The organism is Variovorax paradoxus (genome assembly GCF_009498455.1).
Taxonomy (GTDB): Bacteria; Pseudomonadota; Gammaproteobacteria; order Burkholderiales; family Burkholderiaceae_C; genus Variovorax; species Variovorax paradoxus_H.
The window spans coordinates 307,774-321,549 of the sequence record NZ_CP045644.1; the positions used below are offsets into that span (position 1 = coordinate 307,774).

Consider the following 13,776-nt stretch of genomic DNA (forward strand, 5'->3'; position numbering starts at 1 on the left):
GTCTCTGCAAGGTATGCTATTCAAACAATAGCAACAACTTGTAAGCCACCCCCTACAATCTCCGGCTTTTCCGACACCCCCTACATGACCCCGCTGCTGCTCATTGCTCCCCTCCCTCCGGCCGATGCCGCGGGTGAGTACGACTGGGCCCAGGCCGGTGAGGACGGCATCGCCTTGCGCGACCAGGGCCGAGCGCTGCTGGCACTGCTGCCGTCGGGCCCCGAGGTCACGCTCGGCATTCCGTCCGCGGCGCTTTCGTGGCACCGCGTCACGCTGCCCAAGGGCAGCATGGGCAGCACCTCGAAGCTGCGCGCCGTGCTCGACGGCCTGCTCGAAGAGCACCTGCTCGACGAGCCGGAAACCCTGCACTTCGCGCTCGCACCCGACGCCAAGGCCGGCGAGCCCGTGTGGGTCGCGGCCTGCAACCGCATCTGGCTGCGCAGCGTCGTGCAAGGGCTCGAAGCCGCCGGCCGGCGCGTCGTGCGCATCGTTCCCGAATTCACGCCGCAGCCGGCCGATGCGCCGCCGCTGCTGCAGATCACGGGTGAGGCCGAAGCCCCGCAGCTCACCGTTTGCGACGGCGACGGCGTGGTCTCGCTGCCGCTGGCCGGCGCAGGCCTGGCCCTGTCGAACAGCCTGCCGCTCGACACCGCCGTGATCAGCACCGAACCCGCCGTCGCCGAAGCGGCCGAACACCTGCTCGAGCGCCGCGTGCCGATCGTGCAGGCGCCGCAGCGCTGGCTGCACGCCACGCGCACGCCCTGGGAGCTCGCGCAGTTCGACCTCGCCGTGACGGGCCGCGCGCGCGCCGGCAAGAAGTTCGCGTCGGTGTTGCAGACGCTGCGCTTCGCGCCCGAATGGCGCGCCGCGCGCTGGGGCATCGTGGTGCTGCTGCTGACTCAATTGATCGGCCTGAACGCCTGGGCCTGGAAGGAGCGCAACGCGCTCGAGTCCAAGCGTCAGGCCACGCGCGCCATCCTCACGCAGACCTTCCCCTCGGTGAAGATCGTGGTCGACGCGCCGCTGCAGATGGGCCGCGAGGTCGCCGCGCTGCAGCAGGCCGTGGGCGACGTGGCACCGAGCGATTTCGAACCCATGGTCGGCGCCATCGCCGCCGCCCTGCCGTCCGGCCGCTCCCCGAGCGCGATCGATTTCAGCGCCGGCCAGCTGCGCCTGCGCGGCCTCGGGCTGCAGCCGCAGGAGGTCACGCAGATCACCAGCGTGCTGTCGCCGCGCGGCTACCAGGTGCGCACCGAAGGCGATCTGCTGCTGGTGCAGGCCGAGGCCAACCGATGAACTTCAGCGAACAACTCAAGGCCCGCTGGGCCGTCCTCGGGATGCGCGAGCGCCGCCTCGTCATCGGCGCCGTCGCGCTGGTGGCACTGGCCTTGCTCTGGTGGATCGCGCTCGCCCCCGCGCTGCGCACGCTGGCCGCGGCACCGGCCGAACACGCACGGCTCGACGCCCAGCTCCAGCAGATGGCCACCTTGCAGAACCGCGCGAAGGCGCTGCAGTCGCAACCGCGCCTGGCGCGCGACGACGCACTGCGCGCACTCGAAAGCTCGGTGCGCGACGGCCTCGGCGTCACGAACGCCCAGCTCATGACGGCCGGCGGCGACGGCGGCGCCACCGTCACGCTGCGCGGCGCGCCGGCCCAGAACCTGGCGCAATGGCTCGCACAGGCGCGCGGCAACGCGCACGCCGTGCCGCGCGAAGTGCACCTGACGCGCGCGCCCGTCGCACCGCCGCCGCCGGGCGCCAAGCCAGCGCCCGCCGCCACGCCCGACCAACCTCCGCAACCCCGCTGGGACGGCACGCTCGTGATGGCGCTGCCCGCCCCGCGTTAAGCATCCCCACGCACCGCACGGCATGGCGAGACGCCCTCCGGTCCCCGACCTCCAGCCGCGCCGCGGCAGCTGGCGCTGGGCCGTGCTCGGCGCCGTCACCGGCGTGCTGGTCGCGGTCGTGCTGTTCGCACCGGCACGCTGGCTCGCCTCGGCGCTCTCGGGCTGGACGCAAGGCCGCCTGCTGCTGGTCAACCCGCGCGGCACGGTCTGGAACGGCACCGCCGCCGTCGTGTTCGCCAGCGGCGCGGGCGGCGCGCAGGCCGTCTCGCTGCCGGGCCTGTTGAACTGGCGCATGTGGCCGAACTGGCGCGGCCTGTCGGCGCGCCTTGATCTTTCGTGCTGCGCGGCGCAACCGCTCGGCCTGCAAGCCAGCCCGCGCGCCGACGGCCTGCAGCTCACATGGCAGGACGCCCGCTCGCGCTGGCCCGCCACGCTGCTCACCGGCCTGGGCGCGCCCTGGAACACCCTCAAACTCGAAGGCGCGCTCGACCTCAATACGCGCGCCTTCGCCATGCAGTGGGACGGCCCCGCATTGCGCATCGAAGGCCAGGCCACGCTCGACGCCACCGATGTCTCGTCCGCCCTGTCGACCCTGCGGCCGATGGGCAGCTACCGCCTCTCACTCGAAGGCGGCACGCGGCCCACGCTGCTGCTGAGCACGCGCGAAGGCAGCCTCGAACTGAACGGCAGCGGCAGCTGGAGCGGCACCGCGTTGCGCTTCAACGGCGAAGCCAGCGCGGCACCGGGCCGCGAAGACGCACTTTCCAATTTGTTGAACATCATCGGGCGGCGCGACGGTGCGCGCTCGATCATCACCCTGGGTTGATCCGACCATGAAGAAGCCTCTGTCCTCGTCCGGCGCCCGCCCCGGCCTCATTGCGCTCGCGGTACGCCTGCTGATCGCGGCGTCGTTCGTGCCGGTCTTGCCAGCCGCCTACGCGCAGACCGGCGACGCCCCGCGGCGCGGCGAACCGATCACGCTCAACTTTGCCGCCGCCGACATCGAGGCCGTGGCGCGCACCATGGCGGTGGTTACCGGGCGCGACGTGGTGGTCGACCCGCGCGTGAAGGGCACCATGAACTTGGTCACCGACCGCCCGCTGGCGCCGGCCGCCGCGTTCAACCAGTTCGCCGCCGCGCTGCGCCTGCAGGGCTTCGCGGTGGTCGAGGCCGACGGCCTGTTCAAGGTGGTGCCCGAGGCCGACGCCAAGCTGCAGACCAGCACCGTCAACACCTCCATCAGCGGCGCCAGCTCGACCGCGGGCAACCAGATCGTCACGCAGATCTTTCGCCTGAACTACGAGTCGGCCAACAGCCTGCTGCCGGTGCTGCGCCCGCTGATTCCGCCGAACAACACCATCAACGTGAACCCGGGCAACAACTCGCTCGTGATCACCGACTACGCCGACAACATGCGCCGGCTGGCGCGCATCATCGCGTCGCTCGACGTGCCCAACGCGTCCGACATCGAAGTCATCCAGCTCAAGCATTCGATTGCCACCGACATGGTGCCGCTGGTCACGCGGCTGGTCGACGGCGGCGGTGCGAGCACGCCGGGCGCCGCCGCGCCGGGCGGGGCCGACGCCTCGTTCCGCACCACGCTGATGGCCGACCCGCGCAGCAACTCGCTGATTCTTCGCGCCGCCAACCCCGCGCGCGTGCAGCTCGTGCGCACGCTGGTCGAGAAGCTCGATCGTCCGCCCGCAGAAAGCAGCAACGGCGCGGCCGGCAACATCTACGTGGTCTACCTGAAGAACGCCGATGCGGTGCGCCTCGCGGCCACGCTGCGCGCCGCCATGGCCGCTAGCCAGCAGCAGTCGCAGGTGCCGGGCGCGCCCGGCGCCGCGGGCAGCGCCGGCTCGTCGGCGCCGCCGGCCGGCATGCCGCAGCAGATGCAGGCCAGCTTCGGCGGCAACGCCCAGGGCGGCGGTTCGGCCGCGGCCAACGCGCCGCTGAACAACGCCAACCAGCCGTCCACCGGCGGCCAGATCCAGGCCGACCCGAGCACCAACTCGCTGATCATCACCGCGCCCGAACCGCAGTACCGCCAGATGCGCGCCGTGATCGACAAGCTCGACGGCCGCCGCGCACAGGTGATGATCGAGGCGCTCATCGTCGAGGTCAGCGCCAAGAAGGCCGCCAACTTCGGCGTGCAGTGGCAGAGCGCGCTGGGCAACAACGCCGTCATCGGCACCAACTCCAGCCTGGCCAGCGCCAACATCCTGGCGCTCACGCAGGCACTGGCCACGCGCGATGTGGCCAATATCCGGCCGTCCACCGGCCTGAACCTGGGCATCGCCGGCAAGATCGGCGGCCAGTACATCCTGGGCGCCATCGCCAACTTCTTCAACAGCGACGGCGACGCCAACGTGCTCTCCACGCCCAACCTGCTGACGCTGGACAACGAAGAAGCCAAGATCGTCATCGGCCAGAACGTGCCCTTCGTGACCGGCCAGTACGCCAGCACCTCGGGCTCGGTCGGCATCAACCCGTTCACCACGGTGGAACGCAAGGACGTGGGCCTCACCCTGCGCGTGCGCCCGACCATCAACGAGAACGGCACCGTGAAGATGACCATCTTCCAGGAGACCTCCACGGTCGACCAGAACACGGCCAAGGACCCGAACGGCCCGACCACCAACAAGCGCTCCATCGAATCGAGCGTGCTGGTCGAAGACGGCGGCCTGGTCATGCTCGGCGGCCTGCTGTCGGACAACTACGGCAACACCATCGAGAAGGTGCCCGTGGCCGGCGACATCCCGGTGCTCGGCAACCTGTTCAAGAACGAAGTGCGCACGCGCGACAAGAGCAACCTCATGATGTTCCTGCGCCCCGCCGTGATGCGCGACGGCGCCTCCACCGAAGCCTTCGCCTACGACCGCTACGACGAGATCCGCGGCATGCAGCAGCGCACGCAGCCCAACACCGACAACATCATGCTGCGCGGTGTCGACTCGGCGCCCGTGCTGCCCGAGGCGCCGCTGGTGCGCATCAACCGCATCAACGGCAACAGCGACGACAGCAAGAAGAGCGGTCAGACCCGCATGGAAGGCACGCAGCTCATCCCGCCGCCGCGCCCCGCGAGCGACAACCGCCGGCTCGCACCCAGCCCGCTGCGCGGCGCACTGCCGCCCACCTCCGACCCGACCAGCTCGCGCGAGTCGCCCTGAACCCCGTCCCGCACACGCCAGCCCCCCATGCGCTATCCCCTGCCCTACGCGTTCGCCCGCAGCCAGCAACTGCTGCTCGAAGCCGCGGACGACGGCCGCCACACACTGTGGATGTCTGCCCACCCGGCGCGCAGTGCGGTCGGTGAAGTGACCCGCAAGTACGGCGTGCAGGCCTTCGAAGTGCTCGACGCCGGCCCGCTCGCCCAACGCATCAGCGCCGCCTACGCCCAGGGCGAATCGAGCGCCGCCGCGGTGGTCAGCGAAGTGCAGAACGACGCCGACCTCTCGCGCATGATGCAGGAGCTGCCGGCCGTCGAAGACCTGCTGGCCAGCGCCGGCGATGCGCCCATCATCCGCATGCTCAATGCGCTGCTCACGCAGGCCGCGCGCGACGGTGCCAGCGACATCCACATCGAGCCCTACGAGCGCACGTCGTCCGTGCGCTTTCGCATCGACGGCACCTTGCGCGAAGTGGTGCAGCCCAACCGCGCACTGCACGCCGCGCTGATCTCGCGCCTGAAGATCATGGCCGACCTCGACATCTCCGAGAAGCGGCTTCCGCAGGACGGGCGCATCAGCCTGCGCATCGGCACGCGCGCGGTCGACGTGCGGGTGTCGACGCTGCCCAGCGCGCACGGCGAACGCGCCGTGCTGCGCCTCCTGGACAAGAGCGAATCGAAGCTCACGCTCGAGTCGGTCGGCATGCAGGGCGACTCGCTGGCACGCTTCGAAAAACTCATTGCGCAGCCGCACGGCATCATCCTCGTGACCGGCCCGACCGGCTCGGGCAAGACCACCACGCTGTACGCCGCGCTGGCCCGGCTCGATGCGAGCCGCAGCAACATCATGACGGTGGAAGACCCCATCGAGTACGAGCTGCCGGGCGTGGGCCAGACGCAGATCAACGCGAAGATCGAACTCACCTTCGCCAAGGCCCTGCGCGCCATCCTGCGGCAAGACCCCGACGTGATCATGATCGGCGAAATCCGCGACTTCGAAACCGCGCAGATCGCGATCCAGGCCTCGCTCACCGGTCACCTCGTGCTGGCCACGCTGCACACCAACGACTCGGTGAGCGCCGTCACGCGCCTCACCGACATGGGCGTGGAGCCCTTCCTCTTGAGCTCGTCGCTGCTCGGCGTACTGGCCCAGCGCCTCGTGCGCAAGGTCTGCACGGCCTGCGGCGGCCCGGGCTGCGAGGTCTGCGGCCAGACCGGCTACCAGGGCCGCACCGGCATCTTCGAGCTGCTCGTGGCCGACGACGAGGTGCAGGCGCTCATCCACGGCAAGGCCGCAGAGAGCGCGCTGTTCGAAGCCGGCGCACGCGGCGGCCTGCGCTCCATGCGCGAAGACGGCGAACGGCTGGTGCAGGCCGGCATCACCTCGCGCGCCGAACTGCTGCGCGTCACCCGCGAGTAACGACCCGCGATGCCCGCCTATTCCTTCGAAGCCATCGATGCCAGCGGCCAGTCGCGCGAAGGCGTGCTCGAGGCCGACACCGCACGCGCCGCACGCGGCCTGCTGCGGGCGCAGGCGCTCATTCCGCTGTCGGTCAAGCCGGTCGGCAGCGGCGATGCGGCCGGCGGTGGCGCCGGCAGCAACGCGCTCACGCGCTGGCTCGGCGGCGGCAAGCGGGTCTTCAACTCGACCAACCTCGCGGTGTGGACGCGCCAGCTCGCCGGCCTCATCTCGGCCGGCCTGCCGCTGGAACGCGCGCTCACGGCCCTCACCGACGAGGCCGAATCGGAACCCCAACGCAACCTCGTCGCCTCGCTGCGCGCCGAGGTCAACGCGGGCTCGCCCTTCGCGCGCGCGCTGGCGGCGCACCCGCGCGAGTTCTCGCCCATCTACACCGCCGTGATCGGCGCCGGCGAGCAAAGCGGCAACCTCGGGCTCGTGCTCGAGCGCCTGGCCGACGACCTCGAAGAACGCCAGGTGCTGCAGCAGAAGCTGATCGGCGCCGCGCTGTACCCGGCCATCGTCACGCTGGTGGCGATCGTGATCGTGATCTTCCTCGTGAGCTACGTCGTGCCGCAGGTCGCGCAGGTGTTCGCGGGCACCAAGCGCTCGCTGCCCTTTCTCACGACCGTGATGCTGTCGCTGAGCGCGGCCGTGCGCAACTACGGCTGGTGGATGCTGGGCGCCATCGTGATCGCGGCGGTCGGCGTGCGCGTCGCACTGGCGCAGGAAGCCTTCCGCCTCAAGTTCGATGCCGCCTGGCTCAAGCTGCCGCTGGTCGGCAAGCTCGCGCGCGGCTACAACGCGGCGCGCTTCGCGAGCACGCTCGCCATGCTGGCCACAGCCGGCGTGCCCATCCTGCGCGCGCTGCAGGCGGCGTCCGAAACGCTGGGCAACCGCGCCATGCGCGCCGACGCGCTCGACGCGCTGGTGCTGGTGCGCGAAGGTGCGCCGCTGGCCTCGGCGCTGGCGCAGAAAAAGCGCTTCCCTGGGCTGGTGTCGATGTTCGCGCGCCTGGGCGAGCAGACCGGCACGCTGCCCGTGATGCTGCAACGCGCCGCCAACCAGCTCGGCGCCGAAGTGCAGCGCCGCGCGATGCACCTGGCCACCATCCTCGAGCCGTTGCTCATCGTCGCCATGGGCGGCGTGGTCATGCTCATTGTGCTGGCCGTGATGCTGCCTATCATCCAGCTCAATCAGTTCGTCAAGTGATGACGGACGGGGAGCCCCTCACATGCCCGTAACGCTCGAAGACAAACTCGTGGTCGCGATCTCCTCGCGCGCCCTGTTCAACCTCGAAGAAGAAAACAAGATCTTCGAGGCCGGCGACAACGAGGGCTACATGAAGCTGCAGCTCGACCGCATCGACGTGCCCGCGGTCCCCGGCATCGCGTACTCGCTGATCCGCAAGCTGCTGCGCTTCAACGACGACGGCGTGCAGCGCGTCGAGGTGGTCATCCTCTCGCGCAACGACCCGGTGTCGGGCATGCGCATCTTCAAGTCGAGCGCCGCGGCCGACATCAAGCTGCAGCGCGGCGTGTTCACCCAAGGCCGCCCGCCCTTCGGCTACCTGCGACCGCTGCGCGCGCACCTGTTCCTGTCGGTCAACGCGCAAGACGTGCGCGAGGCACTCGCCGCGGGCTTTCCGGCCGCGCGCGTGCTCGTCGAATCGGTGAAGGCCAGCGACGCGTGGCCCAACGAAGTGCGCATCGCCTTCGACGGCGACGCCGTGCTGTTCAGCGACGAAGCCGAGCGCGTGTTCCAGGCCGAGGGCCTCGACGCCTTCCAGGCGCACGAACTCAGCAAGGCCGACCTGCCCCTGCCCGAAGGCCCGTTCAAGCCCCTGCTGATGGCCTTGCACCGGCTGCAGATGGCCGGCAATGCGCAGATGCGCATCCGCACCGCACTGGTCACGGCGCGCAGCGCACCCGCGCACGAGCGCGCGATCCGCACGCTCATGAAGTGGAACATCCGCGTCGACGAAGCGATGTTCCTCGGCGGCCTGCCCAAGGGCGAGTTCCTGCGCGAGTTCGAACCCGACTTCTTCTTCGACGACCAGACCGGCCACGTCGACGCGGCGTCGCGGCATGTGCCTGCGGGGCATGTGTCGAGCGGCATCAGCAACGAGCCCTGAAAACCTCCTTGCGATCTGTTGGGTCGCATTGAGTGGTGCTGTTCAGGGCTCGATCCCGCCGACGGGGCACCTTGCTCCGCGAATGTCCCCCGCCCTTCGGGCTCCTCCTTGATTTCGCTGCGCAAGGCACCCCATCGACGTGATCGATGGGCAGTGCGGTCGTTGATCGGCCGCACACCAGCGCTGCGCCTTGTGCCCAGTGCCCTGCGCACGCGCCCCAGCCCTTCTCTCGCAACCTCGAAGACCAGCGCGTTGTCACACGCGTTTCGTCCCACTGTCATCGCTCGTTCACTGCCGAGTAACGGGTTCTCCCTAGTCTTGTCGCCTGTCCGGTGCACACGTCAGGCCAGCCGCTTTTCGCGCTCGCGCCCTGATCACCCCCCGATCTCCACGACATCACAAAGAGAGGATCACCCCATGCTTCTTCAAGCCTCACTCCCCACGCGGCTGCTGGCCGCCTTCATCCTGGCTTGCACGCTGTCCGCTTGCGGCGGCAGCGACAACGGCGGCGGCTTCGCCGGCTTTCCGCCCGTCACCACGCCGCCCCCGCCGCCGCAACCCGAAGCCGGCGTGAAGCCAGAAATGCGCTGCGCACCGTGACGCGCGACTTCATGACCTCCAACGACAAGACCATGAACTCACGCCGCAAATTCCTCACGGGCACCGCCACCACCGGCGCTGCCGCCCTCGCGCTCTCGGCCTTCCCGCCAAGCATCCGCCGCGCGCTGGCCATTCCCGCCAACAACAAGACCGGCACCATCAACGACGTCGAGCACATCGTCATCCTGATGCAGGAGAACCGCTCGTTCGACCACTACTTCGGCACGCTGATGGGCGTGCGTGGTTTCGGCGACCGCTTCACGATTCCGCTGCCGGGCGGACGCAACGTGTGGCAGCAGGCCGACAAAACGGGCGCGCCCGTGCTGCCTTATCACCTGGACCAGACCAAGGGCAACGCGCTGCGCGCGGGTCAGACGCCGCACGACTGGGCCGATGGCCAGGACGCCTGGGACGGCGGTCGCAACTATCAGTGGCCGCGCTACAAGCACCCGCTTTCCATGGGCTACTACAAAGAAGCGGAGTTGCCGTATCAAACGGCGCTGGCCAACGCCTTCACGTTGTGCGACGGCTACCACTGCAGCATGCACGCGGGCACCAACTCGAACCGCATGTTCGTCTGGACCGGCACCAACGGTCCCACCGGCGCCGGCGTGGCCACGGTCACCAACGAATGGGACGACCGGCGTCCGCCCCCTTCGACCAGCGGCTATGAGTGGAAGACCTACCCCGAACGCCTGGAAGCGGCAACGCCCAAAGTCAGCTGGATCGTGTATGAAAACATACCCGACAACTACGGCGACAACCCGCTCACGGGCTTCAAGCAGTACCGTCTGGCCAACGAAGCAGCGAAGGCAAAGCAGATCACCAGCCAGAACCCGGTGCCGGCCTACGATCCAGCCAGCGACGACGTCGGCAACCCCTTGTACAAGGGCATTGCCAACACCATGCCCGGCACCAAGGTCGACGAGTACCTGAACACCTTCCGCAACGACGTGAAGAACGGCAAGCTGCCGCAGGTGTCCTGGGTCGTGGCACCCGATGCGTACTCCGAACATCCGGGCCCCTCCAGCCCGGTGCTGGGCGCTTGGTACATCCAGGAAGTGCTGGATGCGCTCACCGCCGTGCCCGAGGTGTGGAGCAAGACCGTGCTGTTCATCAATTTCGACGAGAACGACGGCATCTTCGACCATTACCCGTCGCCGGCTGCGCCTTCCATCAACCCGGACGGCACCGCCGCCGGCAAGACCACGCTGAGCGATGCCGAGCTGGCCTTCGAATACCACAACTACCCTGCCCCGCCCGGCACCACCGACCAGAGCAAGTACCCACCGGATGGCAAGGTCTTCGGACCGGGCAAGCGTGTTCCCATGTACGTGGTCTCGCCATGGAGCCGTGGTGGCTGGGTGAATTCGCAAGCCTTCGACCACACCTCGGTGCTGCGCTTCATCGAGGCGCGTTTCGGCGTGGCGGAGCCCAACATCAGCCCGTTCCGCCGCGCGGTGTGCGGCGACCTGACCAGTGCTTTCAACTTCGCCAACCCGAACAACGAGCCACGGCCTCGACTCGCGGGAAGAAAGAGCCTGGACGAAGCCGTTGCGCAGAACAAATCGCAAGAGTTCGAGGCGGATGGCACGACCAAGCGAGCGCCAGTTCCCTTGCCCGTCGATCCCCAACTGCCGGTTCAAGCGGTGGGCACGCGCCCCTCGCGCGCCCTGCCCTACGAGCTGCACGTGAGCGCGCGCAACGACGCGATCAGCGGCAAGGTGCGGCTGGTGTTCGCCAACACGGGCAAGGCCGCCGCCGTGTTCCACGTATACGACAAGCTCAACCTGGAACGCCTGCCGCGCCGCTACATGGTCGAGGCCGGCAAGACGTTGGACGACACCTGGAACGCGATGGTCGACAACACGGGCTTCTACGACCTGTGGGTGCTCGGCCCCAACGGCTTCCACCGCCATTTCCGCGGCGACCTGAACAGCCTGCGCGCGGGCGATGCGCCCAACCCCGAAGTGCGCGTGTGCTACGACATCGCCAACGGCAATGTCTACCTGCAGATGCTCAACGGCGGGCGCAACGCCTGCAAGTTCACCGTGCGCCCCAAGGCCTACCGCACCGACGGCCCGTGGACCGCGAGCGTGGCCGGCGGCACCTCGGCCGAGCAGCACTGGGAGCTGGCCGCCAGCGGCGCCTGGTACGACTTCGAAGTGACCTGCGACGCCGACACCAGCTACTACCGGCGCTTCGCGGGCCGCGTCGAGACCGGGCGGCATTCGGTGAGCGATCCGGCCATGGGCATGACCGGCGCCTGAGGCCAGGGTGACACCATGACCTCCCGCCGCAACTTTCTCACCGGCACCGCCACCACCGGTGCCGCCGCGCTCGCACTCTCAGCCTTTCCGCCGAGCATCCGACGCGCACTGGCCATTCCGGCCAACAACAAGACCGGCACGATCAAGGACGTCGAACACGTCGTGATCCTGATGCAGGAGAACCGGTCGTTCGACCACTACTTCGGCACGCTCGCCGGCGTGCGTGGCTTCGGCGACCGCTTTCCCATTCCGCTGCCCAAGGGCCTCAACGTCTGGCAGCAGAGCGATGCCAACGGCAACGTGGTGCTGCCGTACCACTTCGACAGCCGCAAGGGCAATGCGCAGCGCGACGGCGGCACGCCGCACGACTGGGACGACAGCCAGCAGGCCTGGGGCGGCGGCCGCATGAACGAATGGGCGAGCTACAAGACGCCCAAGGCCATGGGGTACCACAAGGCGGCCGAGATTCCGTTCCAGTTCGCGCTGGCCGATGCCTTCACGCTGTGCGACGCGTACCACTGCGCGATGCACACCGGCACCGACGCGAACCGCTCATTCCACATCACCGGCACCAACGGCCCGACCGCGCAGGGCGTGGCCTTCGTCAGCAACGAGTGGGACTGGCTGGACGCCACGCCCAGCAAAGTCGACACCGGCTACACGTGGAAGACCTATGCCGAGCGGCTCGAAGACGCCGGCGTGAGCTGGATCTGCTACCAGAACATGCCCGACGAATGGGGCGACAACATGCTCGGCGCGTTCCGCCAGTTCCGCCGCGCCAACCGCGCGTCGCCCTACCCGGTGACGAGCGGCTACTACAAGGCGCCGTTTTCCGACACGGGCCAGAAGCTCCCCTTCCACGCCTACGACGCGGCCAGCGACAACCCGGGCAACCCGCTCTACAAGGGCATCGCCAACACGCTGCCAGGCGACAAGCCCGAGGACTACCTGGACGCGTTCCGTCGCGACATCAAGGCCGGCCGCCTGCCGAAGGTGAGCTGGATCAACGCGCCCTCCGCGTACTGCGAGCACCCCGGCCCGTCGAGCCCGGTGCAGGGCGCGTGGTTTGTGCAGGAAATCCTCGATGCGCTCACCGCCGTGCCGGAGGTCTGGAGCAAGACCGTGCTGCTGGTGAACTTCGACGAGAACGACGGCTACTTCGACCACGTGCCTTCGCCATCGGCGCCGTCGCTCAACGCAGACAAGACGCCGGCCGGCAAGACGACCCTCGCCACCGACGACCTGAAGGCCGAGTACTTCACGCAGCCCGCGCCCGAAGGCAGCACCTCGCAACCCGCACCCGACGGTCGCGTGTACGGCCCGGGCCCGCGCGTGCCGATGTACGTGATCTCTCCGTGGAGCCGCGGCGGCTGGGTCAACTCCCAGGCGTTCGACCACACCTCGGTGCTGCGCTTTCTCGAGACGCGCTTCGGCGTGAAGGAGCCGAACATCTCGCCCTTCCGGCGCGCGGTGTGCGGCGACCTCACGAGCGCCTTCAACTTCGCCACGCCGAACACCGAGGCTCCGCCCGCACTCGCAGGGCGCACGACCCGGACCGACGCCGACACGTTGAGAACCACTCAGGAGTTCGATGCAGGCGGCAAGAAGAGGCCACCCATCGAGCCCCCTGTTGATCCGCAGCTGCCGCGACAAGTCACCGGCACGCGACCGTCGCGCGCCCTGCCCTACGAGCTGCACACGAGCGCCAGGGCCGACACCCTCACCGGCACCGTGAAGCTGATCTTCTCGAACACCGGCAAGGCCGCCGCCGTGTTCCACGTGTACGACAAGCTCAACCTCGACCGCCTGCCGCGCCGCTACATGGTCGAGCCCGGCAAGACGCTCGACGACAGCTGGGCCGCGGCCACCGACAACAGCGGCTTCTACGACCTGTGGGTGCTCGGCCCCAACGGCTACCACCGCCACTTCAAGGGCGACCTCAACCGCCTGCGCGCCGGCGGCGTGGCGGCGCCCGAGGTGCGTGTCTGCTACGACATCGCCAACGGCAATGTGTACCTGCAGATGCGTAACGACGGCAAGGCCGCGTGCAAGTTCACGGTGCGCGCCAAGGCCTACCGCGACGACGGCCCGTGGAACGCGACGGTGAACGGCGGCGCGCAGTCCGAGCAGCACTGGGAGCTCGCCGCCAGCGGCCAGTGGTACGACTTCGCCGTCACCTGCGACAGCGACCCCGCCTTCTACCGCCGCTTTGCCGGCCGCGTGGAAACCGGCAAGCACACGGTCAGCGATCCGGCGATGGGCTTGCCCGACCTCTGAAGACGTAGGCATGATCCCCC

Annotated in this window: 10 protein-coding genes; all 10 read left to right on the forward strand. The window is 68.9% G+C overall.

All coding sequences use genetic code 11. The features are described from left to right. Window positions 1-84: 84 nt before the first annotated feature. The 10 genes from gspL to GFK26_RS01425 all read left to right on the forward strand — a co-directional run bounded on the left by gspL (window position 85) and on the right by GFK26_RS01425 (window position 13,756). Entirely contained in the window at window positions 85-1,296 is a 1,212-nt protein-coding gene (gene gspL / locus GFK26_RS01380) for a type II secretion system protein GspL (protein WP_153280520.1), read from the forward strand. Further along, on the forward strand, window positions 1,293-1,847 hold the full coding sequence (gene gspM / locus GFK26_RS01385) for a type II secretion system protein GspM (RefSeq protein WP_153280521.1): 555 nt from the start codon (window positions 1,293-1,295) through the stop codon (window positions 1,845-1,847). Before gspL ends, gspM begins: the two co-directional genes overlap by 4 nt. A gap of 22 nt (window positions 1,848-1,869) precedes the next feature. Then, on the forward strand, window positions 1,870-2,673 hold the full coding sequence (gspN, locus tag GFK26_RS01390; RefSeq protein WP_153280522.1) for a type II secretion system protein N: 804 nt from the start codon (window positions 1,870-1,872) through the stop codon (window positions 2,671-2,673). Between the two features lie 7 nt (window positions 2,674-2,680). Next, window positions 2,681-5,017, forward strand: a complete 2,337-nt coding sequence (gene gspD / locus GFK26_RS01395; RefSeq protein ID WP_153280523.1) for a type II secretion system secretin GspD — start codon at window positions 2,681-2,683, stop codon at window positions 5,015-5,017. Window positions 5,018-5,044: 27 nt separating this feature from the next. After that, window positions 5,045-6,436 carry a GspE/PulE family protein gene (locus GFK26_RS01400; protein WP_153280524.1) on the forward strand — a complete coding sequence of 464 codons (1,392 nt, stop codon included), beginning with the start codon at window positions 5,045-5,047 and terminating at the stop codon, window positions 6,434-6,436. Between the two features lie 9 nt (window positions 6,437-6,445). Next, window positions 6,446-7,687, forward strand: coding sequence for a type II secretion system inner membrane protein GspF (gspF, locus tag GFK26_RS01405; RefSeq protein ID WP_153280525.1), 1,242 nt, complete (start codon window positions 6,446-6,448; stop codon window positions 7,685-7,687). A gap of 22 nt (window positions 7,688-7,709) precedes the next feature. Next, window positions 7,710-8,609: a 5'-nucleotidase gene (locus GFK26_RS01410; protein WP_153280526.1), complete on the forward strand. Its 900-nt coding sequence runs from the start codon at window positions 7,710-7,712 to the stop codon at window positions 8,607-8,609. Between the two features lie 417 nt (window positions 8,610-9,026). Next, window positions 9,027-9,209 (forward strand): hypothetical protein, encoded by a 183-nt coding sequence (locus tag GFK26_RS01415; protein WP_153280527.1) that lies wholly within the window; start codon window positions 9,027-9,029, stop codon window positions 9,207-9,209. A 32-nt stretch (window positions 9,210-9,241) separates the two neighbouring features. Then, window positions 9,242-11,479, forward strand: a complete 2,238-nt coding sequence (locus tag GFK26_RS01420) for a phosphocholine-specific phospholipase C (protein WP_153285818.1) — start codon at window positions 9,242-9,244, stop codon at window positions 11,477-11,479. A gap of 15 nt (window positions 11,480-11,494) precedes the next feature. Then, window positions 11,495-13,756 carry a phosphocholine-specific phospholipase C gene (locus GFK26_RS01425; protein WP_153280528.1) on the forward strand — a complete coding sequence of 754 codons (2,262 nt, stop codon included), beginning with the start codon at window positions 11,495-11,497 and terminating at the stop codon, window positions 13,754-13,756. The last annotated feature ends 20 nt before the right edge of the window (window positions 13,757-13,776 follow it).